A 24467-nucleotide genomic window follows, 5' to 3' on the forward strand; every position below is an offset into this window, starting at 1 on the left:
CGATTGCACTCGCTGAGCTAATTTGGCGTGTGTGTGAGGGAGAGGGAAATACGACCATGAAAATTTCTAGTCGCCTTTGGTTGAGTCTGGGGTTTGCCGCTCTTATTGCTACGAGCCCCGCCCATGCGGCTGAGAAGGTCGCCAAGATCGGTGTGCTTGCACCGCTAGCTGGTGGCAGCGCGGCAGATGGCAGCGAAATGGTCGACGGCGCCAAGCTCGCCGTCGATGAAATCAATGCGGCCGGTGGCGTCGCCGGCTACAAGCTCCAGGTCGTCGTGGGCGACACGCAGAACATGTCAGTGGACTCGGTAACCAGCGCCGTCCAGCGCCTTACGAAGGACCCTGACCTGAATGCCATCGTCACCGGTTTCGCAGACTATAGCAACTTTGAAATCGAGTTGATGGCCGAGCAGGATATGCCGTATCTGCTCTACGGGAGCACCGATTCAACGCGCGCGATCATCGCGCCCCATCCGGACAAGTTTCCGACCGTATGGTCGTTGAACGCTTCCTACGACGCCTACAAGACGGCAATGATTCCGGTGCTTCACAGCCTGGAAAAGAGCGGCAAATTGAAGCTGCCGAACAAGAAGGTGGCTCTGATCTCCACCGACAATCCTTACTCGAAGTCAATCATGAACGGATTGAAGAGGAGCTTCGAAGAGGACGACGGCTGGACGGTCACATCTTCCGACCTTCTGCCGACCGGCGAAATCGCCGACTGGCGGACGTTTCTCGTCAAGGTTCGCCAAGACAATCCGGCTGTCGTCATCAATACAGACCCGCGGGCGGACAACGCTGCGAAGTTTCAGACCCAGTTTCTCGAGCAGCCGATCAATAGCCTGGTGTTCATCCAGTATGCGCCGCACATTCCGGAATTCCTCAAGCTAACAGGCGAGAAGGGGACGGGCGTCATCTATAATCTCATCGGTGGAACGCTGCCCAAAAATCCTCGCACGGCCGAAATCAATACGAAGTTTCAAGCCAAGTTTGGCTACGAGCCCGGCTCGAGCGGACCCGCAGTCTACGAGGAGGTCATGCTTTACGCCGACGCCTTGAAGAAGGTCGGCGACCCCAAGAACCGGCTTGCTATCGGAAAAGCCATCGGTGAGATCAATAAGCCGACCGCGCAGGGTAAGCTGTCCTTCGATCCGGCGACGCATCTTGCCGTCCCAAAGCGATGATGGTTTTCCGATCCAGTTCTACCAGGTCTGGGACGGCAAACGGGTCCTATTTTCTCCGCAGCAGCATGCCGACGGCAAATTCCGCATGCCGCCCTGGATGAAGCAATAGCGTTGCGGCCGCGCGGCGTTACCGCGTGGCCACCCCGGCATGCTGATCCACGAGACTGGCGGCCACGCGTTGGCTGCCATGACGAAGCGATAATCTATGCTGGAAATAAGGGAGGGGTTTCAAATGGGCAATTTAGATGCTGCAGTGAAGGCCGCCTGGAGCGCGATCGACCGCGAGCGGAGTTACACGACCGAGCTCACTCAAAGGTTAGTGCGAATTCCCTCGGTCAACCCGAAGTTCGTCAATGATCCAAGCCAGAACCGCGAGAGCGCCGTCCAAGATCTGGTTGAATTGGAGCTGACGTCGCTTGGCATGTCGATCAACCGGTGGGACGTCTTCCCTGACAGACCGAACATCGTCGGTCAGCTGGCCGGCTCCGAAGACCGCAGCCTGCTGTTGTGCGGCCATATCGATGTGGTCCCTGTGGGGGAGCGCGGCACCTGGACAGTCGATCCCTTCGGTGGCGAAATCAAGGGTGGCAAGCTTTACGGGCGTGGCGCCGTCGACATGAAGAGCGGCGTTGCGGCCGCCGTTGCTGCCGTTCGAGGCATCAAGGCGGCAGGTATCGAACTTGAGGGTCGTCTTGCCATCCATTCCGTGGTCGATGAGGAAGCTGGCGGCTTTGGCGCGATAGACGCTGTCAAGCGCGGTTATCTTGCCAAGGCGGCGATCATCACTGAACTCACTCAGGGCGATATCCAAATCTGCGAAGGCGGTCTGGAATGGATCCGCATCACGATTACTGGCCGACAGGGGCATTCGGCGTGGCGCTACAACGAAATTTGGCCGCAGCGCGACGCCCCTGATCGGCTGCGGCCGGCAGTGAATGCGATCGATATCGCAACCCGTTTTCTGGAAGCGCTCAGGAATTTCGAATATTTCGAGGTGCCGCATGCGTCAGCACCCACTGCTGCCGCCCGGTATGAACACGATCAATGTCGGAGCGATGCGCGCCGGCGCGGGGCTTGGGCCGGATGGCTTGCCGCTCATCATGACCAATCCCGCCATCATTCCGGATGTGGCGGTCATCGACCTCGATTACAAATTCCTGCCTCACCAGACCAAGGAAGAGATCCGCTCTGAGTTCGAAGCGTTCGTCCATCACTTCTGCCAGCAGGATCTTTGGTTGCAGCAAAATCCGATCAGGGTCCAATGGGAGCTCGGCGGCCTTCATTTCCCGCCCATGGATACCGCACCTGACCATTCACTTGTGCAATCGCTCTGGCAACGGCGAACACAACTGGGCGGCAAACCCAAGATCTCGGGGATGATTGCTGTCGTCGACGCGGCGCACTACGCCGGGGCGGGAGTTGATTGTGTGATCTGCGGTCCAACCGGCGACGGTTTCCACGGTGCCGACGAGTACGTCGAGATCGCCTCCTTAGAGGAGACGACCAAAACCTTGGCGGCCGGAATCATCGACTGGTGCGGAATTAAAGATTGATCTCATGTGCAGTGAAAGAGGGGATTGCTACCATGAAAGCTTCTAGTCTTTGGACAAGTCTGGTCGTTGCTGCCTTGGCCGCCGCAACGCCCGCCCATTGTGCTGACAAAACCGCGAAGATCGGTGTCCTCGCGCCGCTGACCGGAAATTCAGCTGCGGACGGAAATGAAATGATCAATGGTGCCAAGCTCGCCGTTGACGAAATCAATGCAGCCGGCGGGGTGACTGGCTACAAGCTGCAGGTGGTCGTGGGCGACACCCAGAACCAGTCCGCCGATGCCGTGACCAGCGCGATCGAACGTTTGGCGAGTGACCGTGACCTGAACGCCATCCTCACCGGCTACGCCAGCGGCAGCAATTTCGAAATCGAGACCATGGCGGAGCAGGATATGCCGTACCTGATCTGGGCGAATTCGGCTCAGACGCGGGACATCATTGCGCCCCATCCGGACAAGTTCCCGACTGTCTGGTCAATGGCCCCGTCCTTGGATGAGTACAATACGGCCATGGTCCCGGTTGTTAAGGGCCTTCTTGCAGTTGGCAAGCTCAAGCTGCCGAATACGAAGGTGGCGCTGATCTCTTCGGACAATCCCTATTCGAAGACCATCATGAATGGGCTGAAGAAAAGCTTCGAAGGCGCCGGCTGGACCGTAACGTCGGCAGACCTTCTGCCGTTCGGTGAGATCGACAACTGGCGAACGTTCCTTGCCAAAGTCCGCCAGGATAATCCGGCCATCATCATCAATACCGACTATCAGCCGGGCAACGCCGCGAAATTCCTGACCCAGTTCCTCGAGCAGCCGACGGATAGCCTGGTCTTCATCCAGTATGCGCCTTCGGTCCCCGAATTCCTGAAGCTGACGGGCAAGCAGGCGACTGGTATCGTCTACAATCTACTCGGCGGCACGCTCGACACGCCTGCGAACCCGCGGGCTGCCGAGGTGATCAAGAAATATCAGGACAAATACGGCCACGAACCAGGCACATACGGGCCGGCGCTCTACGAGGAGGTCATGGTCTATGCCGACGCCCTGGCGAAGGTGGGGGATCCGACCAAGCGGCTCGCTATCGGCAAGGCCATTGGCGACACCCACAAGCAGATCGTAAGTGGTAGCCTCTCCTTCGATCCGAAGACGCATCTTGCGGACCAAGGCGACAACTCAATTCCAATTCAGTTCTTCCAGATCTGGGACGGCAAACGGGTTCTGTTTTACCCCAAGCAATATGCGGACGGAGAGTTCCGTATGCCTCCATGGATGCGGCAATAGCGCTACCGCCTTGCGGCCGCGCGGCATCGCTGTGTGGCCGATTGATCCACCCGCGACCAGCGAAGAGCACACGATGCTAGAACTCAAGGATGACAAGCCGTTGCTCGAGATACGCCAGGTGACCCGACGCTTTGGCGCATTGGTCGCTATCGACAATGTGTCCTTCTCGGTCCGCAAGGGCGAGATCTTCGGTATTGCCGGTCCGAACGGCAGCGGCAAGAGCACGCTCTTCAACGTCATCACTGGGATACCATTTCCCCCAAGCGAAGGCGAGGTGCTCCTCTCCGGCAAGGCAATGCATCGGCTGAGCCCGCATCAGATCAGCCGCGCGGGCATCCTTCGCACCTTCCAGAAGGATGCAGAGTTTGCAACGCTGAGCGCGCGAGAGAACGTTTACGCAAGTGCCGCTTATTGCGCCCAGATGACCTCGACGCAAGCGAAGGATGCCGCCGAGCAGGCGCTGGATGACGTGTCGCTGGCGGTTGAACGACGGGCGAAAGCCGCGTCCGACCTCTCGGTCTTTGAGCGCAAGCAGTTAATGATTGCTTCTGCAATCGCGGGCCGCCCCAAGGTGCTTCTCCTCGATGAGCCTGCCGCCGGCCTCACCAAGCCCGAGATATCTGGCCTCTCCGACCTCATATTTACCGTGCACCGACGCGGCATCACGGTCGTGCTCATCGAACACGTTCTGCCGCTTCTTTTAAACGTGTCCGAACGCCTGATGATTCTCAATCACGGCGCTATCATCGCCTCGGGTAGTCCGGCAGAGGTGGTACGCAACCCAGAGGTCGTCGAAGCCTATCTCGGCAAACGGGAGGCGAGGCTTTGAGCAACAATACGAACGCACTCGAAATTGTCGGCTTGCGCGCCGGTTACGATGCCTCCGATGTGCTGCTCGGCATGAGCCTCCACGTCGGACCGCGGGAGCGCGTCGGGCTCTTTGGACCCAATGGGCACGGCAAGACGACGCTTCTCAATACGATTTCGCGAGTGATCCGCCCCCGAGCGGGAGATGTCAGGTTCATGGGGGAGCCGATCGACCAACTCGCGCCCCAAAAGATCGTGGCGCGCGGCTTGATTCACGTGCCCCAGGCCAATCGCCTCTTTCCCGACATGCAGATCATGGAGACACTTGAGCTTGCGGCCTTCACGCCGCGCGCGCGGGAGGGAGCTGAAAACAAATCTCGACTATGTGCTCAAGCTGTTTCCCCGGCTTGCCGAGCGCCGTCGGCAGCAATGCAAGACGCTGTCAGGCGGCGAGCGCCAGATGCTGTCAATCGGCGCAGGGCTCATGTGCGCGCCTCGCATGCTGATGCTGGATGAGCCAACGCTTGGGCTGTCTCCGAAGCTCAAGGACGAGCTTGCCGAGGCAATCTCGGAAATATCGTCGCGCGGCATTCCGCTTCTCCTCGTCGAGCAGGATATCGCATTCATCCTGTCCCTGGTCGATCGCATGTACCTTGTCGACCACGGCGAAATCAGCCGGGAAATCAACCGGAGCGGAGAGGTCGACCATCAGGAAATCATGGACATGTATTTCGGGTCGGAGGGCGCATGATCACGAGCGACATCCTTAGCGCCATTCTCGTCAGCGGCATCGTGCTCGGCTCGGGCTATGCCTTGATGGCGAGCGGACTATCCCTGGTTTGGACGACACTTGGCATCTTCAATTTCGCTCATGGGGTGCTGATGACACTCGGCGCCTATATCGCCTGGACCGTGTCGGACGCGGCCGGGCTCAATTTCGGATTGGGTGTGGCAATCGCCGTTTCAGCAGCGATCATGATTGGAGTGGGCATTCTGATCGAGCGGGTCATTGTTCGGCCGTTCTACGACCATCGCGATATCCTGCTCATCACCGTCATGACGACCCTTGCCGCAATGATATTCATGCAGAAGGGGATCCAGCTGATCTGGGGGGCAAGGCTCAAGCAGTTGGCTCCGATCGCGATGGGTAACGTACAAATCTGGCAAACGACGATTTCCGCGCAGGAGGCGCTCATCATTGTCGTGGCGCCGTTGTTGCTCGGAGCGCTTTGGCTTTTCCTCGACCGTTCGCGGACAGGACGCGGAATACGCGCGGTTGGCCAGAACCCCGATGCCGCCAGGCTGATCGGCATCGACGTCTCTCGTCTTTTTATCATTACGTTCGCCCTCTCTTCTGTCCTTGCCGGGCTCACAGGGGTGCTTCTCGGTTCGATCCGCCTGCTCACTCCGGAATTCGGCTCCGATCCGCTCGTCAAGGCATTGATCATCGTGATCTTTGGCGGGCTTGGCTCGCTGGGTGGGACGGTTCTCGCTGCCTATTTGATGGGTATCCTCGAGGCGGCCCTCGTGTTTTTCGTAGGCATCTATTGGGCACCCTCAATGATCTTTCTCCTGCTCATCCTTGTGCTGCTGGTCCGGCCCCAGGGGCTCCTCGGAAAGGTGGTGCGTTGATGATGGCCCTCCACAACGGCAAGATCCGCAACAGCAAGATATGGCTGGTTGGCGTCCTGCTCGTCGCAGGGCTCCTTGTGCCGATCTTCGTCCAAGACAGCTATCTGCGACATCTTTTCATCATCTCCTTCGTCTACGGGATTGTCGCAGCGAGCTGGGACCTCAGTCTTGGCTATGCCGGCATCTTCAATTTTGCCCATGTCGCCTTTTTCGGCGTTGGGGTTTACGCCCCGACTGGACTGACCGCAAAACTTCTCGGAATTGATCCGTGGCTTGCGATGCTCGTCGGCGGGTTTGCCGCCTCCGCGGCTGCTGCCATCGTCGCTCTGCCCGTCGTGCGCCTACAGGGCGTCTACGTGGTGCTGGTCACGTTTGCATTCAGTCAGCTCGTGATGCAACTGGTGATCAATCAGTCAAATCTCACGGGCGGAACGCAAGGCATGGTGCGCGTGCCGACGATATGGCTACCGAACTACAATTTCCTGCGCGACTACAAGCTCGGTTACTACTATGTCGCCTTTGCCCTCCTCGTCACCACGACCGTTTGTCTGCGCTGGCTGGTGCGCTCCGATTTCGGCCTCTCGATCAAAGCGCTGCGCGACAACGAGGACTACGCCGTCTCCCGCGGCATCCCGATTGCGCGGCAGCGCCTGAAGGCGCTCGTGGCAAGTGCGTTCTTTGCGGGGCTGGCGGGCGGCTTCTACGTCATCTATCTCCGCGTCGCCTCCCCGGAGATCTTCGACTTCTCGACCGTGTCGCTCATCTTGAGCATGGTGCTTGTCGGGGGCACGTCCAGCATCTATGGGCCGCTGTTTGCTGCGCTCCTCCTGACCCTCATCTCGGAAGGGCTCGCAAGTATTAGCAACTTCGCCGAAGGCCGCTTCATGCTGGTTGCTTTGGCGATGATCGTTGTCCTGCTGTTCTTTCCAAAGGGGCTTGCCTCCGCACTGCCTGCAAGTTTTGGAAAGGATGCAAATCAAAAGCGATCGCGGCAACCCCTGATGGCTGCGAAAGACCAAGCGCCGACGACTTCGACTGATAAAGAGAACGAGGCTGGAGCTGCCAGTCACTCCGGGGTCCGTTGAACGTCCGCAGTCGCATTCGGAGCGGGGCGAGGGCGAGATTGAAGCCTCCGATCCGGGAGACGATTTGAATCGCGTGGTTAGCCCCAGCATCGACCGGAGCAGGTTGAAGCGAATTGGCCGGCTCTTTTGTCCTGATGACCTCGTGGGGCATAACGTGGTGAGGCACCGCAGCGCAGATTTTGCAAGACGTCACCAACGCGCTCGGTCGCGCGCCAGGCAAATTAGCGGCGCCCATCTCCGGCATTGAACTCAGGAACGAGACATGACCCGTTTGTATGAACGTGAAGCCCAATCAATCTCGAAACTGGCTCATCTGCGCTTCTATCCGCTGGCTGTGACAGGGGGCGCCGGCGCGACGCTGATCACAGATGATGGCAGGAAACTTCTGGATTTTGCGGCTTCCTGGGGCGCTGCGAGCCTGGGTCATTCCGATCCTCGCATAAGAGTGGCGGTTGACCGCGCGTTGTCCAACCAGGCCGGAGCAAGCTATCTTTCGAGCACTAATCTAGCGACAGTGCAGCTGGCCGAAGAGCTCCTCTCGCTCGTGCCCTCTCGCGCAGCGGGCAGGATCTGGTTTGGCCATTCCGGTTCGGACGCCAATGAGACCGTCGCACGCATTGTGGTTGCGGCGACAGGCCGGCCCCGGATCATCTCCTTCTCGGGCGCCAATCATGGTGGCACCACCGGCTCTGCCGCAGTCTCCGGTCACCCATCGCAATCGATACCGAAAGCACCTGGCTTGACACTCGTGCCTTATCCCAACAGCTATGCCGAAGGCGAAGAATCCGCGGAAAAGGCGCTTGCTCAGCTCGATCGCCTTCTTGCGAGTACTGTTCCTCCGCAAGAGGTGGCCGCTTTCTTCATCGAGCCAATCCAGTCCGACGGCGGAATGCTGGTTGCTCCAGCCGGCTTCTTTGCAGAAATCGAGCGGCGCTGCCGCAAGCACGGAATCCTCCTCGTCAGCGACGAAGTGAAAGTCGGATTGGGCAGAACCGGGCGGCTGCATGCCTTTGCGCATCATGGTATCGAACCCGACATCGTGGTGTTCGGGAAGGGTCTTGGCGGCGGATTGCCGATCTCGGCCGTCGCAGGGCCAGAAACCATCATGAATTTTGCGCCAGCTTTCTCTTTTCAAACCTTACATGGAAATCCGGTTTGCGCCGCCGCAGCGTTGGCTGTGCTTGAGGCCATCAAAACCGATCGGCTGGCGGAAAATGCTGCCAGAGTGGGGGGCCAGTTGCTCTCCCGTCTCCAGGCCTTGAAGCAGAGACATCCGTTGATTGGCGACGTCCGCGGTCAGGGCCTGGCGATCGGAATAGAGCTGGTCACCGACCGGACTACAAGGGCACCGGCAAAACGACAGACCGCAATGACTGTTTATCGCGCCTTCGAATACGGATTGGTGATGTTCTATGTTGGCGTCAACTCGAACGTGCTCGAGCTTACCCCGCCATTGACGTTGACGCGAGAGCAAGCCGACCATGGTGTCGAAATGCTCGACATGGCTCTTACGGACGTCGAGGCGGGCAAAGTGAACCCCTCGCTGGCGGGAGCCTTCGCTGGCTGGTAGTCGAAGCTCGGGGGGATTGGATCTAGGACCTTTGACGCCAAGGCGGTGTCTCAGTTTGAACGTTTGAGCCGGCTTAATGATCGCGCTGGTTGCGGTGAGCTAGATTAGGTTGCAAGATACGCGCTATGGGTGGTTGGCAGAATCTAAGTTGGCTCGATGGTATCGAGCGCGTACCTGGCTGGCGCGTCGTGTCGCTCGTCCTCGTTGCGTTGTTGGCAGCATGGGTCATCATGCCCTTGTGGTGGCCGCGCTTCTCGAATACGGCATCACAAACGGCCATGAGGCCATCGTCGGCGCGTTGGTGGACCAGAGAGCTTATCTTCTTCTCGATCGTCGGCGGGGTAGGGACGTGATAACGCTCAAAGACCCCGCTCAAGCATCTTTCGAAGAGAAAGTCCGGCGCTGCTCAGATATCTGACCCGGCAAACCATTCCAACCTATCCGGAAATCGACGCTTCGATGCACCTTACATGCATCCTCAATCGGGGAATAGTCCGAAGGTCGCGGACGTGCGCCGGGCCTTGAAACCGCGGCGTCTCGGCGAGACTGCTGCGTGATTTGTCGACGCCCATTGCCGTAGAACCCACGCACATCGGTCTCGCGCCGCAATCTATCGAAGCTCTGGCCATTGTCGCGCACCGGGCATAGTCTTCCGCCGCTCCCTTCCATTTCGGGATAGTGCAAGTCCCACCAAGTTATGCTCGCTGACTGTCGAAATCTTGCCTGCGTCGAGCAGCACGGCGCCCATTTCGTGCACGTCTCCGCACGGACGAACGAATGTGCAGATAACATCGTGCACTATCAGCGTTCGATCCCGAGCGAAGTCACCAACATCGTCCGATTCATTGCATCGGAGTACTGACTCCGCCACTGAGAGAAAGTGCGTTCCACAGCGATTATTCGTATTAAGCCGTTTTAACTCCTTCATAGCCCGCGCGTGTGACGCTTCCATTGCATGAACTCGGGACTACAAGATTTGAGGAGGGGGGCTGTAGCGGCCGGGGAGTTCATCCGGCGTTTCCTCATCCGACCAGGCGGCGCTGCCAACGAAATGCAGCAGCGATGGATGCTGGGTGGCCGTCCGTTCCGGAGCCGTCACCGCCGCCATCGGCTCCACGCTCTTGCGACCGCCACGAGCCATCAGGCCGACGCAATAGTCGCGCAGAGCGGCGCCTTCCGATCAGCATGACCGATGACACCGGCAAGCCCTTCCAAATACGCCGCAAATCGCTTCTCGCTCGTCTTGGTGCCACGCCCGCTCATGTCGGCCTCATCGGCTAATGGTCCATGCTTCACCATCGCTGATTCTGGCCAGCTAGAGCCCGCAGTTTTGTGACTCGGTCAGACTGGAGCCAATCTAGCAAAACAGACTGTATGAGAACGAAAGTAAGTATACCGGCGCCGACCACCGCAATGGCCCAGAGCCTGTTACATTGGCCGGGCGTGAGGTCGCCCTTTCTCCTGAGTGCGTCCGTCCAAGGGGTAGTCCACCGTTCGCTCAACATCGCTGCTGCGAGCGAAGCAGCAACAGCGATCAGCTCTGCGGCGGTTTTCGTCAGGTTGGGCTTGCCTCGTTGGCGGCCTCTAGCCGGGGCCGTCGCGCCGATCGATCTTCAGCCGAGTGCAGCCGTGGGCAAAGTTGGTCCCCTAATCGGGGCAAAGTAGGTCCCTAACTAGATCCGCAAGGACGATATTCAACCTCCTTTAAGTCGAGGTATCAGAATAATATTCACGCCTAGCGGGTTATTTGGGCTCACTTCCCTGGACCCTCTCCCCAACTGCGCTGTATAGGGCTGGCCGCGGAGGTAGAAGTTTGTCATCGGCTGGCGCGGTGTCGGCAAAATCCTTCTTCTGTTGAGTGCACCGATGAGGATGTCTGGGGCTGGTTGGGGCCCATGGACCCAGCCAAGGTCTAGGACATGTCCGAAATCCTGCCGCGCCATAGCGTCGCGCGTTGTGGGCCACATGGCGCCATTAAAATCCGAGCCGCCGCTGCGCAAGCCTCGAGACCGCTGCGGTGATTCCGACGGCGGTGGAGATTCCCCGAACAGTTGCGTGAAGAGCGATTGTTGCGCGCAGTCACGCTGAGCGTCGTCACTCAAGTGCGAACCACCGACTCCACGAGCGGACGACGATTGCTCAGTAACGTTGGGCATCGGCGCATCAAAGGCATCGTTACGCATCATGGGCGATATGGCCACATTTGGGTCCGAACCGCCGCCTTGCAATCCCGTAGACGCCGGTGGGGATTCCGATGGCAGCGTTTCCCCGAACAGCTGGGTGAAGAGCGGCTGTACCGAGCTGTACTGGTGCGCACCGTCTCCAGCCGCCGACGGCGCCTCATCTACTTCAAGCTGCTGTTCCAGGTCCGCGGCGAACTCCTCCAGGTCTTTCGCGTGCTCCCGCAGCATCCTGACGCCAGAGTCCACGCTGAACTTACGCTTAGCCATATAGAATGCCGTGATGTCTTCTTTCAGCGAGACGTCGTTGAGGCGACCGTCTATAGCCCTTCTGCTTGTCGTTTTGAGCCACCCGCTAAACTTGTTAAGAGACCTAACTGCTTGGTTGACCCTTTTTCCGAATTCCGACAAAGGGCCAGGGCTTTTCGGCGTCAATGTTCGCCTTGGCTGCCTCGGCCGCCGCCTTGACGAGCGCAGTGTCTTGGGGATAGGGAACCTGCTGAGCGCGACGGCACGGCGCGTGATCGCGGGGCCCAAGCGCGCCAGCGTGCGTTCGAAGCATCCTCAAGCCGACTAAGTGGGAGCCCCGGCGGTGAATACGAGCGAATGTCGCAATATCTTCATCAACGGTGTTGTCACCGGGGCGGCCGGCCATCGCGTTTTTATGCTCTTTTCGGAGCCATCCGCTAAACTTGCGAACCATATAAGTTGCCTGGGACACTTGGCGCGAGGTCTCGAGTTGCTCCCAAGGATGCCCCGCCGCAATAGCGACTCTGGCCGCCTGGGCCGCCTCGTTGATCAGCGCCGCGTCTTCGGGATAAGGATCCAACGCGATTCGCAGGTGCGATGCCTGATTGCTCGACCCGGGCTCGCCACCAGGGCCGGACACGTTGACTCCCCGACTAACTGCATCGCATTCTATGCGAACGGCGGGAGCCACCAGATCTGGCGATTCAGCGCGCGTCCCGAGCGGGGCAGAACTGGAAGTTCGGCTGCATCCACCAGGGGCAAAACCCATTTCATATGCGGTCCCGCCATCCGTGCTGCCGTTCCGCAATTGAGAAATGTGCGAATTCCCTCCAATGCCTGACATATCGATCTCCGATGTGAATGAGAATGACTATGCCTCTCATCAGCAAAGGCTGTGCCGACGCGTCCACCGATTAGGTTGTAAATGCCTGACTTGGATATTTCGAGCGACGTCCGAAAGCGATCGTCCCACTTTGGGGTATGATCGAGACCTAATATCAAGGTGCCGGGTTTTGCTCCCAAGTGATTGTTACCGCATTGTTGGGGAATCGAAGGAATCGCTAATTACTTTAGCGCAAATTTCTTGATTTCCTGAGCCGCCTTGATCGCGGACTCCTGGATCTTCTCAATATCGCGAATCGTCTCGTCGTCGCTTTTCAGCGTGAAGCCGATCAACTCGGCAGACAACTCAACGCGTTGACGAGTTGGGGGGATGCTGGTCGGCGCGTTGGTTGGTTTTTCTATCACGTCTCTGGCGGTCACAATGCGGGACGTTCGGGGCGCCGAGGAAGGGAATAGTTCCAGATCTGCATACGAATCGATGAACGTTAAGTCGTGAGGCGACATCGCGTCAATTGTCGATCTGGCACCGTCACGGGTCCGATCAGAAAATTGATCAACCTGGTTTACAAGGTCTGATAGGGTTGACATGACGTAAGTGATTGTTTTGACTTATTATTTATTGTCGCCCTCGGCGCGAGGTTCACCGATTTTCGAAGAGCAATGCGAACGAATCGTTGGAAGATACGCCGTGTACGTCCCAAGCCTGCAGCGTGCGACCGTTGTCGGGAAGCAAATTCCAGAGGAAGTTCGCCACCGCGTCTTCGGTAATCGCAGCTATTCTTCCTTTCAACCGTCGGCGGGGTTGTGACGGTGATAACGCTCAAAGACCCGCCCAAGCATCCCGGGAAGGCCGGCAAAGGCACAGAGCGGGGAGCATGCTGTCAGGAGGACACACCGAGCTGTTTTGAAAGGTCCGCCGGGTGCGGTGGAGCAGCTGAGGTACGTGCGCCTTCTCCATACCTATCCGTCGCGGCGTCGCCTGGGAGCCCGTCGAGTACCTTGATCCTGGCCATCGCTACAGTCGTTCGACTTGAGGTTTTCGACAGCAAGTCCGCAAAGAGTTTCGCGGAAAGCGTGAGCTTGCAGAGATCGAAGGCCGCACCGGTATCCTCGTTGCCGCCTCGTTTATTGCTCGTCGTCAGGCCCAAATGTCTTGCGTCGTCGAGATTGTAGGCGAGTGACATATCCAGCCAGCGTCCGGTCCGTACGGAATAAATTCGAACTGAGGGGACATCGGACCCGCAATGTCTCTCCAAAAAATCGCTTCGGTGTGCTACGACTTAAAATACAGGATTGCTGTCGGCTCCGTTGTCAATACTTGTTGCGTTCAAGAGCTCTTTTTGCCCTATCCGCGCGCACACTCATCGAAGCGGGCGCGTCGCTGCAAAATGTCCCGTGTCGAAATTTCCGGCCACGTGGGGAACGTCCTCTAGCTTGGTCTTCGAGACCAGGTCCGCACAGAAATGAGCAATGCTGCCGGCTGAGCTTGTTGGATGAAACTCGCTCAGACAGGAAGCAGTCTGATTGAATCATTAGCAGAAGTTGAAGTTTAATCGATTTGCTGCCTGCCCGGCGGAGGAGACGAATTTGAGCATTTCGACTCGTCTGGGTGAATTCTCGCAGCTGTTCGTTCTGCCGGTGATCCTGATCCCAGCCTGGCTTGCGTTTGTTGCGGGTTTTTCTTTCATCGGATTATTGCCGCTGGGGGTATTGATCGTCTCGGCTGTCTCCGTGTTTGTGATTCGGGCAGCCTGCCGAAGGCACAGCGGCAACGCGGTCCTCGCCGAGGTCGGCTCGAAACTCACCACCTACTGCATGGTCACTGGCGCCGTTTCGACATGTTTCCTGTTGCTGCAGATCGGCTTGTATCTTTTCCTGACGGAGTTCTCACCGCGGCTGAGCATCGTGGTTGCCTGGTACGACAGCCTCGAGGCTGGGCACATAATTGAGCGCGTGGAGTCCTTCGCTCTGAAGGCGCGCCTTGCGATCATATTTGTTCTTGCTTTCAACCTGATCTTTTTCCCGCTTCTCGCCGCAAGGGTGGCTCGACTTTCGAAGATGGCATCGAAAAGTATACACGTCATTGGCGCCTTCTTCGTCGCGGTTCTGCTGTTCTCCTTCTACGGTTCTGCGCCTGGCGGTTTGAACGCCCTACGGGTCGAACTTCGGTCCGCTCACAATGCTATAGACAATTCATACAAACGAGCCGTTGCCCGCGCGTCCATACAGTTCGCGAAGGTCATGCTGGATAGGGCGACCCTGCAGGACGACCACCTTTTTCGGACTTCGCCGCCCCCGGCGGATTGGAGTGGTCCGCGACCCGGCGGAGCTCCTCCGGGACCGCGACCGCCGCCCCCGCCCACCACTTCGGGTATTTGGGATACCGAACTCAAGGCCAGGGTCCTGAATTCCGACGAACGGCTGAATGAGCGCATCGCGAGCAGAACGGCCGCGAACGCAGCCAAGTTCGAGGGACGCGTTCAGTCAAGCGCCATATTGAACGCGTCGCCTGCGGCAAGTTCGTCCGAACTGGCCGAGCTCGGATCCGTTCTCGATGGGCTTCGGGGGGCGCTACCGCGGGGAGTGGCCCCTCCCGGGGACGACCTCAAACGACCACGCGACGGCTCCTCTCAGCAGCGTGCGGTCAGAGAGATGCTCTCGACTGCGCTCGACGTTGCGAAGGTCCCCGAGGTCATCGAACCGGCAATATCCGAGCTGGTGAAGGAAACTGTCTCCGGGAAGGTGATCGACGAAATATTGAAGGCGATGAGCGACGATTTCCTGACTGACGGCATAAGAGTGGCCGCCGTTGAATTCGTCGACGACTTCCTCAAAGGAGTGGTGTCGTCATCGGATGCGGGATCTGAGCTCCAAAGAAGAGCATCGGCTTTGCTCGACACGAAAGTGGGCGCGGCTTTGAAAAGTGCCTTGAGTCGGATCCGAGGCTACGGATCGATGCTCTTCGATCGCATCCAAAGTCTACGCGCAGGAAGGGCCGATCCGGTGATTTCCCCGCTCGAGGATGGGATGATCGCGGAGACCAAGTCGAAGGCGTCCAGTCTTTCCGATGCCGGTGGAAGGAGCAGGATCGGCTCCGATCTCATCCAAAGGTCAAGGCTCGAAACTTCGAAGATCATCGATATTCTTTCGGTGCAAGCGAAGTCCGACGATTTGGCGGCGAGGTCCTTGCTGGATGTCGGATCAAACGTTTCGGACGTGGAATCCAAAGCCAGACGGTTGGGTGAGCTCGTGAGACTGGCGCAAGACCATGGTTACAGGACGGAGGTCGGAGTTTGCGTCGTGACAATCAGGGGCGTGGTCGTCGCGACGTTCATCTCAACTCGACAGGAATGCGAGGGTGCGAGGCGCTAAACTCGAGCGAGACGTCCGCCGCTTGGCAAGGCCGCTTTCCGTTCGCCTTTGAGCGAAGCTGGCCAGTTGAAAACCCGGCAGGCACTGCTCTCACCGAGAAGGTTGGTTTAGACTGCCTTGACAACCAGGGCGTGTTCCCTGACTACAGGAGCGCAGCTTACCCCACGGATATGAAAGTCCTACGTCGAGCGAGATGTCCGGGAAGCGTGCGTCCTGGGTCGGCGTCCACCACTCGATCAGCAATCCGATGCGGCGCGGGTTCGACAGTCCTTTCGCATAGCAGATGGGCCCGTAGGCACGCGCACACTCTAATCGGATACGTTGCGGGGCGGTGGACCAGATAACCGCGGAGTGAGAGCCTGGTCTTCATCAAATCGATGATATCGTCGATAGCACTTCACGGCCTCGATTGTCATATCGCGCAACTTGGACGCGCCGGGTCGTCGGGCGCGTCCCTCAGCCATGCCGCAGCGCGCGGCGATGGCGCCGCTGACCAGCGAAGGCCACTTCATCAAAGATCGCGCCGCTATTCTCTACCAGAATCGATAGTGTCTCGATCCTTGTCAATGCTGTAGCAGCCTAAGGGGCGCGGAGCATTACAATGGAGAGGTGCAGCAATGATGGGCGTAGCGGACCTGCTGCACGTCTCGCGCTTCATTCACAGCTATGACGCCGCCGCCGCCCGAAAAGGCATCAAGCTTTCGTTGGGAGTCGACTTTCACGAGTATATCTCGATCACACTATCAACTCCAACGAAGGGACCTACATATCCAAATTTCCGGCCGGACCGCTCGCCAATTAAACCCGGCGAGGGATTTTGGATGGTAGGCGTTGACAAGAACAACGAAGTTGCGGTCTTGCAGGCTGTTCGACTTTATGACCTCTCGCGCACCAATTTTGCAGAGCATCTTGAATCCCTGAAAACGTTCTACGCCGACCCGACCAAACATGCCCACCCTCACGACGCATGTACTTGCTGGGCAGCAAGTGCGAAGAAAATGTCCGGGAAAGTAGCATATCACGGCGATGGCTGGGTACGCAGAGACTACAGAGGAAAGGGCATTGCGAGGATCATGGCGGGGATCGCATTCGGCGTATCGTTTGCCATGTGGGCTCCCGATTTCGTATGTGGAATGGTGGCGCGCTGGTTAATTGATAAAGGCGTTGTTTCGCAATACGGATATGCGCACCATGAGAGAGGCGGGTCGATATTGCGGCTGGTGGAAGAGAATATTGTGGACGAGGACGATTGGCTGGTCTGGCTGACCGGCCAAGAGTTGAGAAGCCGCATTGTTCGTCACGAGAAAGCCGAACTGATGCTAGCCTCGTGATCCTGCCCGCGCGCCCGGGATATCTCAATTCGGTGCGAAGCCAAATTTGACTAATCCTCGCCGTCCGCAAGCATGCGGTAGTCTAGGATCATTCGGATTCCGGGTCTCGTGTGTGGGCACTTGCAGCCTTCCGAAGCCTTCTTGGATATGCGAAAGGGCGCGACGCGATCTGCGCCTGTTGCTTGAAATTCGTAAATCGTTAGAGCCGTGATCCGGAGGGGAGCGGAAAACTCGACCTTGACCGCCGGCTGGCTGTTCGATGGGTGAGAGACAAAGCATGTCAATGACGGAACTTCCGATGAAACGCGAGGTGCCGCTCAGCCCCAAGGAGGCGGCGCTGTTGTTCATTGACGTGCAGAACTTTTGCGTGCGCCGCGATGGCGGCGAGTTCAAGGATGTGTCTGAGGCGGACATTGCCGGCAAGTACGGCTATTATTTCGATCGCTTAAAAGGCGTTGCCATACCCAACATGCAGCGCTTGCAGGCGCAGTTCCGTGCGGCAGGCATAGAAGTACTTTACACGACGATCGAAAATCTCACAAAAGATGGTCGCGATCGCGGTCTGAACTACAAGATCGTAGGCTTCAACGTCCCGAGAGGGTCATGGGATGGGAGAGTCATTGACGAGATTGCGCCTGGCGATGACGAAATCGTGCTGCCGAAGTCGTCTTCGAGCGTCTTTGTATCCACCAATATCGATTACTTGCTGCGCAATCTCGGCGTTAAGCAGCTGGTGTTGGCAGGGTTGGTTACCGACGAGTGCGTGGAATCTGCTGTACGTGACGCTTGCGACCTCGGATATCTCGTAACGCTCGTGCCAGATGCCTGCGTCACTTATAGCCAGGAGCGCCACGACAACTGTTTGCGGGTGAGCGAGGGGTATTGCCGCCAGATCTATACAAACGCGCTGATCGAGGAGGTCATTGCTGCTTGCTTACCTGCCGCAGCATGCAACAGCTGCGCACGGTGATGAACAAATGGATCCAGGAAGCGCTTACGGTTGCGATGCGCTTGAGGGCGACGATTGGTGTGGCCATGCTTGGCCCAAGATCGACCGAGATTAAGGAGCTCTGTCGTCGGTTGTGCGCAGGGTCCGCATAGCTCACGTTATGGCCGATCCTCGCTTATTCTTTCGAGAATTCGTATTTTTCTGGAGGTCAGCCCGCACGGACAGCGTCCCTCGGGATCAGCCCATTCAGCGTAATCGCCGGTCCGGAGCCGGACAACGGGCATGCGGGAGCGGTGCAGGTTTGAAATAACCAGCTCTGTCGCGCTCTCATCTTTCCTCGGACTGAGCTCCGCGTAGATGAGGCCTTCATGAAGGTGGTACTCGCCAGAGCCGCACGAGGCGCATTGGAAGCCTATCGAGCCGTGGTCCGGAGTCTGAAATACAGAGTGGAAGGCCAAATTGTTCCCGAATCGCTGCACGAGTCTCGATCGAAGCTGCCAGGACAACGGCTCTCGGCCTTGAACAATGTGCCTAATCCCGGCGTAAGTCAGATCGCGAAGTTCCAGGTAGGACAGGAGCGGAAGGAGAGCACTCAAAGATCCGAGGATTGCGGTGGCGCGCAACGCTCGCATGATTTCAGCAATCTCTCCCCACTCTCTTGTAGTCCGTGACCGGTATGATCGTGCATGCCGTTCGTGACAAAGCATAGAAATTACAATAATCCGCGTGACAGCTCCCGCTCCCTCCCAGTACGAGCACCCTGTCATCGCTGGTGATGCCTGAAAGATAGTACGCCTTTCCATCGAAGCATGCGTTGTACAGCATCTCTTCATGCGTTCCGATGAGGGTCGGCGTCCTCGCTGTCCCTTCTATGGAAAGGATAACGTCAGAGCCGGGGCATGATCGGCCGGTCTCGGGAGGAACAGACGAATGCAGATGCTCAAGGTGATCGTAGACGTCCCTCACGTCCACCGTTCCCCAGGCTAACTGGATGTTGGCCAACGTCGGTTGCGCGGCCCCGGCCGGAAATTGATGCCTTGTGGCGGGATGTTGGACTGCTCTGCGCCATAGACCGAGCAGCGACCGCCGATGGTAGTCAACGCGGCTTTGAGCAGGAATGAAGTCGGCGTCAATCGGGTTGACCTTCGGGTCTATGGACGTCCTCAAGAGGATCCTCGCTTGATGATGATTATCCTGCGCGCTTGTTGGAGGCTGCATAAACTCCACAGCGCTGGAACCAAAGTCGCTGTACTAGAGAGGGTGCACAGATGCGATCTGCGATCCTCGATCAATGGGGGAGTTTTCTGTGCGGGACCTGTCGAACCGTGCTCGCATGAAGAGGACAGATGCCGAGAAGGGCCGCCTCGACGAGGCGCCGAACGCAGCACTAATTTTAGGGACAAGTCTCAAGGTGCTGCGGCGCTCCCGATGAGTTGCATTGAACCGCCACCTAAGTGCATGATTTGGGCCATGCACGTCGGCAGCAAGATCGCTGCGAGTCTTCCCGCAAAATTGTCGCGTTTGCGACACACTGGCAGATTCGCAACACCCAGATGCGGAATCCGCTCATGTCGCCCGCAGTTCCGAGATGAATCTCGCCCACCGTTCCGATTTGAAGTCGCCAGCCAATCCGAGACAATGTCGGCCATGATTGCGGGATGCGTCGACCAGATGACGAGGCTTCTCAGGCTTCTCATACGTTGCGCCCCTTTCGGCTTTGCGAAGGGGCCCCTGGATGCCGACGGAGAGGCTTGCGATGCGCCACGTGCGCTATCTGATCAGGATGAAGGCGGCCAGGCTGCCAACCCGCAAGTTTGCGCGGCGGGTCGGAGCGGCGCCCCCGACGGTGCGGCTACGATCCGCCGGTTCGAGGCCCCGGGGCCCGAACTGGCCGCCGCCGGACGATGTCACGGACGCAGTTTTGGAAGCGCGGCTGTTCGCCAGGTCCGGCACCGGCAGCCAGCACTGAAGCCGCCGCCTCGCCGAGCCCGACTGGACAGCCGTGGACGGCGAGCTCAAGCGCAAGCACGTAACATTGTCGATCCTGTGGGAGGAGTCCATTGCTGCAGAGCCCGACGGCTACTCAACCTCTGCCTACTCCAGCAAAAGCTTGCCCAGTTCCGCGGTATCGAGCATCTGCTCGGCCATCAGCTGCTTCAGCTTCGCGTTCTCTTTCTCGAGCGCCTTCAGCCGCGTGGCTTCGGAGCAGCTTCTCGTCAAATCACCAACGGGCGCCGAGCGCCCGCCGAGACAGCTTCAGCTGCGAAATTGTTTATAAGCGTATGGTCAATCACGCACTTTCTATTCAGTCGCCATCACGCACTCAGCAATCGCCAGAACGATACGCGCTGCCTCCGCAAGCGACGTACCGACACCGGTGCATTCCATGTCGTTTCGACCGCATTTTAGTTACTCATACCGGGCATTAGTTACTCATACCGGGCAGTAATTCATGTGTCCCCGCCGAAATAGCTGATGCGAGGGGGGCTCCGAAGCAGTAGCCCGATTGCCATCGGGCAAGCGGGGCTTCTAATAATCCTTCAGTAGACCTGTTCATACAGACTGCAGATCTCCCGTTGAGTTTTCCCCTCAACGAACGCCATCTCCCCCTTCTTGTGCTTTGCATATATCTCGGCGAACCCGACCGGAAACCAGCCGACTGCTGTGGGATTCCCCAGCAGGCCATCAAGAGCTTCGGGCAAGGATTTTGGCAGGCGGACATATCCGCGCGCCGCCAAGGCCGATGGATCAAGGAGCGCTAGGTCCTCGGTCGTCGCCTCCGGCGTCGGCAGTTCTTCTTCAATGCCCTGGATTCCGGCGTGTACGATAGCGGCGAGTTGCAGGTGCGGGCTCGCCGTTGCGTCGGCAGCGCGGAACTCAAAATTAAACTGAGCTGCTTTGGAGATATCACTCAAATCAGAAACGGGGCAGATGCGTACTGAAGCTTCGCGGTCGCGGAAGCCGAGATTATTGAAGGCCGCGCTCCAGCGATGGGGTGTGAGCCGCAGGTAGGATATCACGCTCGGCGCCGTGATCGCGACGATCGCGGGCAGATATTTGAGGATACCAGCAACGAATTGGCCGGCGGTCTTGGAAAGCTCATGTTTGCCGTTCGGATACCAGGTTGCTGGTCGGTCGCCGTTGAGGAAGCTGAGATGAATGTGAACGCCGTTGGCTACCCCGGCTGGATCCCGGATGGGGGTGAACGTAACCTCCTTGCCGGAAGCGTTGGCAACCAGGTGCACGAGCTCGCATAGGATCGTAGACTGATCTGCGAGGCGATCCCGCGCGACGGTCCCATCGTGACTTCAGACTGCCCCCCGCCAAACTCTTTCATGAATGTGTCCGGCTCCAAACCCGCCGCGCGCATTGCTGCTACGAGCGCTTCTGCGAAGCGTCGTTCGATACGAAAGCCGTGAACGCTATACGCCGCTCCAATCCGACCCGCGTCGTTCCGAAACTGGAACTCGTGTTCGAAAGCCCCGAAAAGCGTCAAGCCGGTAACCCGATCGAGGCGATCGAGAGCACTCCTGAGGATCGAACGGGTGCAGAATTCCCACGGTCGGACCATCAGTCTGGCGGATGTCCCCGAGTGCGAAATGCTCTGCTGGCAAATCGTCGCTTAGTTGCACGCGCACCTTCGCAGTTTCATCGGGGAATCAGGACGAGGTCGCCAAGCGAGCCAAACGGGCTTTCGGCAATCGTGTCGAAACACGTGATCTGGACGTTGGTTGGCGTCCAGCCAATGCCCCGCTTTGCGCGCTTGTCGAACTGCGCGGCCGGAAACGCTTTGCCCCGAACCTTGCCGGCAAGATCCGTGCAGCATGCAATCAGCATTTCCTCACCGATCATCTTTTTCCTCCGAAGGCTGATCCGGCGGCACCAGGCGAAGTCTGTCCCAGGCCTCCAGCCGGTTTTTCGTCGTCGACCAGTTCGATTCCGATACTTTGACGATCAAGGCTTCGACGAGGGTGAGTGCGCAGACGAGCGTGTCCCACGCTGTTTCAATTTCGATGGGCAGGGCAATGACATGGTCGCTGTGACGGGCGATTGGCGACATCCACTTATCGGTGATCAGCACGATCGACGGTCGGCATTCCCTTGCGACGATATCAGCGAGATTCTGCAGGTCGGGCTGGTAGCGACGAAAGTCGAGCAGCACCAGGACATCTTGCCTGCGGATTGCCAGCAGCTGGTCCGGCCAATGCTCTGGATTGGGTGGCAGATGATAGACCTTCGGTCGAATCTGCTTGAGGTGCACCGAGAGGAAATGAGCGATGCTGTCACTGACGCGTCCGCCGAGTACGAAAACTGCTCGGGCGGGATCGGCGATGAGCCCAAGGATCCGATCGAATTGTTCCTGCGGAACGCTTGCGCTCATCTCGTTTATTCGTTCGCAAGCCCGTCGTGCATAGTCGGCCAGAAAAGCACGACGGCTACCGAGCTTTTCAGTGGCCTTGAGCTCCAGCGGCGAGCGTCGGCTTTCGCGCAATTCTGCTATCAACTGGCGCTGAAACTCTTGATAACCGGCAAAGCCTATCTTTGTAACGAAGCGTGTGATCGAGGGCGCGCTGACGCCTGTACGGTCGGCCAGTTCCTGGATGGTCTGGAGGGCGCCGAACGGGTAGTCCGCGAGCACCGCATTGGAAATCTTGCGTTCGCTGGCAGTGAGATTGGCACTTTCGCGCCTTATGATTTCACGCACGGTCATGATGGCTGCAGAAGCTTTTGGCGAAGAATGGGATATCGATCTCCAAACACTATCGATCATGAAAAAAAATAGTCAAACGAAAAAATACGTTTGACTCTGAGCGAAAGTTTTTGTTCACCTCCAGTGGCAAGCTTTTGGCAGTCTGCGGTCCGCGGCCTGTCATTTTCGCTTGCCAGGTACTCTTGTCAGCTAGTCTTGTAGCTCCTTCAGGGAGGACTGACGGCTGGCGCGTCTGGCCGAATTTCTTGTAGGTGGCCTCCTTCCAAAGCGAGCGTGCCGCCGATGCTGGCGGAAGCGGAGTGCGGCTTCCCATAGGTGGTCGAGGACTATCCTGGACCGTCCGCTCGCCTTCAACGATCATCAATGCCGAATCTGCCGCCCGCACCGAAGCTGCTCAGAGGAACTATCGCGCCGCTAGCCAGGCTCGGATTTATTGGGCAATCGAGGTGCGAAGCCAAGATCAAGCATGGTCCGTGAACGGTCAATTGCCCTGCTACCGCCGAGCGTTACCCATCTGGATTGAAAAGCCGGCCGCCGTAGCGAATGCCCTCGAGCTCCTTGCGTTGGTGTTTGGTCCCGTGTGATTGGCGAGGGCCTGCATTGGGGCCAGGTAGCCGAGGCATTTGAGGCGAGTTCGGTTGTAGTCGTGGACGAACTTGGCGATAAAGGCGTCCCGATCGGCATGGTCGATGAAGGTGCGCCTTGCACTGCCGCGCTTTTGTTCGCGGCCAATGGCTTCGGCGATACGACGGTTGAAGCGTTCAACGAGACCGTTGGTCTGCGGGTGGTAGGGCTTGGTCAGGCGATGCTGGATGCCGCGCTGCTTGCAGAGCTGATCGAAGGGGTGGTCGCCGGACGGTTTCCCGACCGGCTTGTTCTTCTTGTCGACAGCGAAGCGGTCGGTGAACTCGGCGCCGTTGTCGGTCAGGATGGTATGAACCTCGTGCGGGAAGTCGGCCAGGAAGCGTTTGAGGAAGTCGGTCGCGGTGGCTCCGTCCCGCCTGGAATGGATCTCGACAAAGACGTAGCGGGTGGCGCGGTCGATGGCGAAGAAAGCATAGCTGGTGCGGCGTTGCAGAGCCGGCAGATACTTCACGTCGATATGGATAAAGCCGATGCTGGCGGTCTCGAAGATACCGGGCTTGGGCTTGTCAGGCTTGGCAAGCCGGCTGATGCCATTGCGCTGCAGGCAGCGGTGAATGGCGCTGCGGGACAGCTTGGCATTGATGCATCGCTGCATCACCTCGACGATGTCGTCCAGCGGCAACTGCAGCGACGTCCGCAACTCGCAAACCGCTCGCTCTTCGACGGCCGACAGGCTGGTCGTGAGGTTGTTCGGCCGGTGCGAACGGTCTCCAACCGTGGTGCGGCCGCGCCAGCGGTAGATCGTGGTCTCGCTGACCCCCAGTTCAGCCGCCAACTGGGCAACCGACTTCTTGCTGCGCTGGATGTAGGCGCGCGTCTTTGGTGTCGTGGTGGCGTTCGCGTGCAGGTTCAGTTCCATGACACGAGGTGCTCCCTGACAAAGGCCACGCCTCGTTCTACACCGATTCCATCCAGCCAATCAGCAGGGACCAAACACGTTGGCAGCTGGCGGAACAGCCATGCAAGGCAATCACGAGGTGAGCCGGAAACCGAGCTTTGGCTAGCTGCCGTGCTCAGCTGCGGATGATCGACGCGTTGACCATCGTATCACCGAACCAGTCACAGGCGGTCGCGAAGTTTAACCGAAG

At 58.3% G+C, this 24467-nt stretch carries 20 protein-coding genes and 2 pseudogenes; 14 read left to right on the forward strand and 8 right to left on the reverse strand.

The genetic code is table 11. The features are described 5' to 3' along the window. Positions 1 to 56 precede the first annotated feature (56 nt). From ACVWW1_RS39805 to ACVWW1_RS39850, 10 genes are all read left to right on the forward strand, one after another. Positions 57 to 1184 carry an ABC transporter substrate-binding protein gene (locus ACVWW1_RS39805; protein WP_456659653.1) on the forward strand — a complete coding sequence of 376 codons (1128 nt, stop codon included), beginning with the start codon at positions 57 to 59 and terminating at the stop codon, positions 1182 to 1184. A 232-nt stretch (positions 1185 to 1416) separates the two neighbouring features. Further along, a complete protein-coding gene (locus ACVWW1_RS39810; protein ID WP_456659654.1) occupies positions 1417 to 2376 on the forward strand; it encodes a M20 family metallopeptidase in 960 nt (319 codons plus the stop codon). Beyond that, positions 2285 to 2737 carry a M20/M25/M40 family metallo-hydrolase gene (locus ACVWW1_RS39815; RefSeq protein WP_456659655.1) on the forward strand — a complete coding sequence of 151 codons (453 nt, stop codon included), beginning with the start codon at positions 2285 to 2287 and terminating at the stop codon, positions 2735 to 2737. Before ACVWW1_RS39810 ends, ACVWW1_RS39815 begins: the two co-directional genes overlap by 92 nt. A 32-nt stretch (positions 2738 to 2769) precedes the next feature. Then, positions 2770 to 4005, forward strand: coding sequence for an ABC transporter substrate-binding protein (locus ACVWW1_RS39820; protein ID WP_456659656.1), 1236 nt, complete (start codon positions 2770 to 2772; stop codon positions 4003 to 4005). Positions 4006 to 4078: 73 nt separating this feature from the next. After that, positions 4079 to 4834 carry an ABC transporter ATP-binding protein gene (locus tag ACVWW1_RS39825; protein WP_456659657.1) on the forward strand — a complete coding sequence of 252 codons (756 nt, stop codon included), beginning with the start codon at positions 4079 to 4081 and terminating at the stop codon, positions 4832 to 4834. Further along, positions 4831 to 5328: an ATP-binding cassette domain-containing protein gene (locus tag ACVWW1_RS39830; RefSeq protein ID WP_456659658.1), complete on the forward strand. Its 498-nt coding sequence runs from the start codon at positions 4831 to 4833 to the stop codon at positions 5326 to 5328. The genes ACVWW1_RS39825 and ACVWW1_RS39830 overlap by 4 nt, the downstream gene beginning before the upstream one ends. Beyond that, positions 5252 to 5563: an ATP-binding cassette domain-containing protein gene (locus ACVWW1_RS39835; protein ID WP_456660782.1), complete on the forward strand. Its 312-nt coding sequence runs from the start codon at positions 5252 to 5254 to the stop codon at positions 5561 to 5563. The genes ACVWW1_RS39830 and ACVWW1_RS39835 overlap by 77 nt, the downstream gene beginning before the upstream one ends. Next, positions 5560 to 6444, forward strand: a complete 885-nt coding sequence (locus tag ACVWW1_RS39840) for a branched-chain amino acid ABC transporter permease (protein WP_456659659.1) — start codon at positions 5560 to 5562, stop codon at positions 6442 to 6444. Before ACVWW1_RS39835 ends, ACVWW1_RS39840 begins: the two co-directional genes overlap by 4 nt. Continuing rightward, on the forward strand, positions 6444 to 7529 hold the full coding sequence (locus ACVWW1_RS39845) for a branched-chain amino acid ABC transporter permease (RefSeq protein ID WP_456659660.1): 1086 nt from the start codon (positions 6444 to 6446) through the stop codon (positions 7527 to 7529). The genes ACVWW1_RS39840 and ACVWW1_RS39845 overlap by 1 nt, the downstream gene beginning before the upstream one ends. A gap of 262 nt (positions 7530 to 7791) precedes the next feature. Then, positions 7792 to 9099: an aspartate aminotransferase family protein gene (locus ACVWW1_RS39850; RefSeq protein ID WP_456659661.1), complete on the forward strand. Its 1308-nt coding sequence runs from the start codon at positions 7792 to 7794 to the stop codon at positions 9097 to 9099. Positions 9100 to 10117: 1018 nt separating this feature from the next. Here ACVWW1_RS39850 and ACVWW1_RS39855 read toward each other — a convergent pair. The 4 genes and pseudogenes from ACVWW1_RS39855 to ACVWW1_RS39870 form a co-directional block, all read right to left on the reverse strand. Next, positions 10118 to 10362, reverse strand: a pseudogene (locus ACVWW1_RS39855) (transposase); the annotation flags it as partial. A 431-nt stretch (positions 10363 to 10793) separates the two neighbouring features. Beyond that, positions 10794 to 11714, reverse strand: coding sequence for a hypothetical protein (locus ACVWW1_RS39860; RefSeq protein ID WP_456659662.1), 921 nt, complete (start codon positions 11712 to 11714; stop codon positions 10794 to 10796). 879 nt (positions 11715 to 12593) lie between these two features. After that, entirely contained in the window at positions 12594 to 12875 is a 282-nt protein-coding gene (locus tag ACVWW1_RS39865) for a hypothetical protein (RefSeq protein ID WP_456659663.1), read from the reverse strand. A 377-nt stretch (positions 12876 to 13252) separates the two neighbouring features. Further along, positions 13253 to 13555: a hypothetical protein gene (locus ACVWW1_RS39870; RefSeq protein WP_456659664.1), complete on the reverse strand. Its 303-nt coding sequence runs from the start codon at positions 13553 to 13555 to the stop codon at positions 13253 to 13255. Positions 13556 to 13913: 358 nt separating this feature from the next. Here ACVWW1_RS39870 and ACVWW1_RS39875 point away from each other — a divergent pair, with 358 nt between their 5' ends. The 4 genes from ACVWW1_RS39875 to ACVWW1_RS39890 all read left to right on the forward strand — a co-directional run bounded on the left by ACVWW1_RS39875 (position 13914) and on the right by ACVWW1_RS39890 (position 19992). Then, positions 13914 to 15743 carry a hypothetical protein gene (locus ACVWW1_RS39875; RefSeq protein WP_456659665.1) on the forward strand — a complete coding sequence of 610 codons (1830 nt, stop codon included), beginning with the start codon at positions 13914 to 13916 and terminating at the stop codon, positions 15741 to 15743. Between the two features lie 617 nt (positions 15744 to 16360). Further along, the gene (locus ACVWW1_RS39880) at positions 16361 to 17074 is read left to right on the forward strand and encodes a hypothetical protein (protein ID WP_456659666.1); all 714 of its coding nucleotides are present in this window, start codon (positions 16361 to 16363) and stop codon (positions 17072 to 17074) included. 283 nt (positions 17075 to 17357) lie between these two features. After that, positions 17358 to 18044 carry an isochorismatase family cysteine hydrolase gene (locus ACVWW1_RS39885; RefSeq protein ID WP_456660783.1) on the forward strand — a complete coding sequence of 229 codons (687 nt, stop codon included), beginning with the start codon at positions 17358 to 17360 and terminating at the stop codon, positions 18042 to 18044. Positions 18045 to 19758: 1714 nt separating this feature from the next. Beyond that, entirely contained in the window at positions 19759 to 19992 is a 234-nt protein-coding gene (locus ACVWW1_RS39890; protein WP_456659667.1) for a hypothetical protein, read from the forward strand. Positions 19993 to 20117: 125 nt separating this feature from the next. Here the strand turns inward: ACVWW1_RS39890 and ACVWW1_RS39895 are convergent, their stop codons facing one another. The 4 genes and pseudogenes from ACVWW1_RS39895 to ACVWW1_RS39910 form a co-directional block, all read right to left on the reverse strand. Continuing rightward, positions 20118 to 20243, reverse strand: a complete 126-nt coding sequence (locus ACVWW1_RS39895) for a hypothetical protein (protein WP_456660858.1) — start codon at positions 20241 to 20243, stop codon at positions 20118 to 20120. Positions 20244 to 20563: 320 nt separating this feature from the next. Continuing rightward, a pseudogene (locus ACVWW1_RS39900) lies at positions 20564 to 21860 on the reverse strand (glutamine synthetase). A 4-nt stretch (positions 21861 to 21864) separates the two neighbouring features. Then, entirely contained in the window at positions 21865 to 22734 is an 870-nt protein-coding gene (locus ACVWW1_RS39905) for a MurR/RpiR family transcriptional regulator (protein ID WP_456659668.1), read from the reverse strand. A 493-nt stretch (positions 22735 to 23227) separates the two neighbouring features. Beyond that, complete coding sequence (locus tag ACVWW1_RS39910) at positions 23228 to 24238, reverse strand: IS481 family transposase (RefSeq protein WP_456659669.1); 1011 nt, start codon at positions 24236 to 24238, stop codon at positions 23228 to 23230. Positions 24239 to 24467: the final 229 nt, after the last annotated feature.

The organism is Bradyrhizobium sp. JR3.5 (assembly GCF_054057015.1).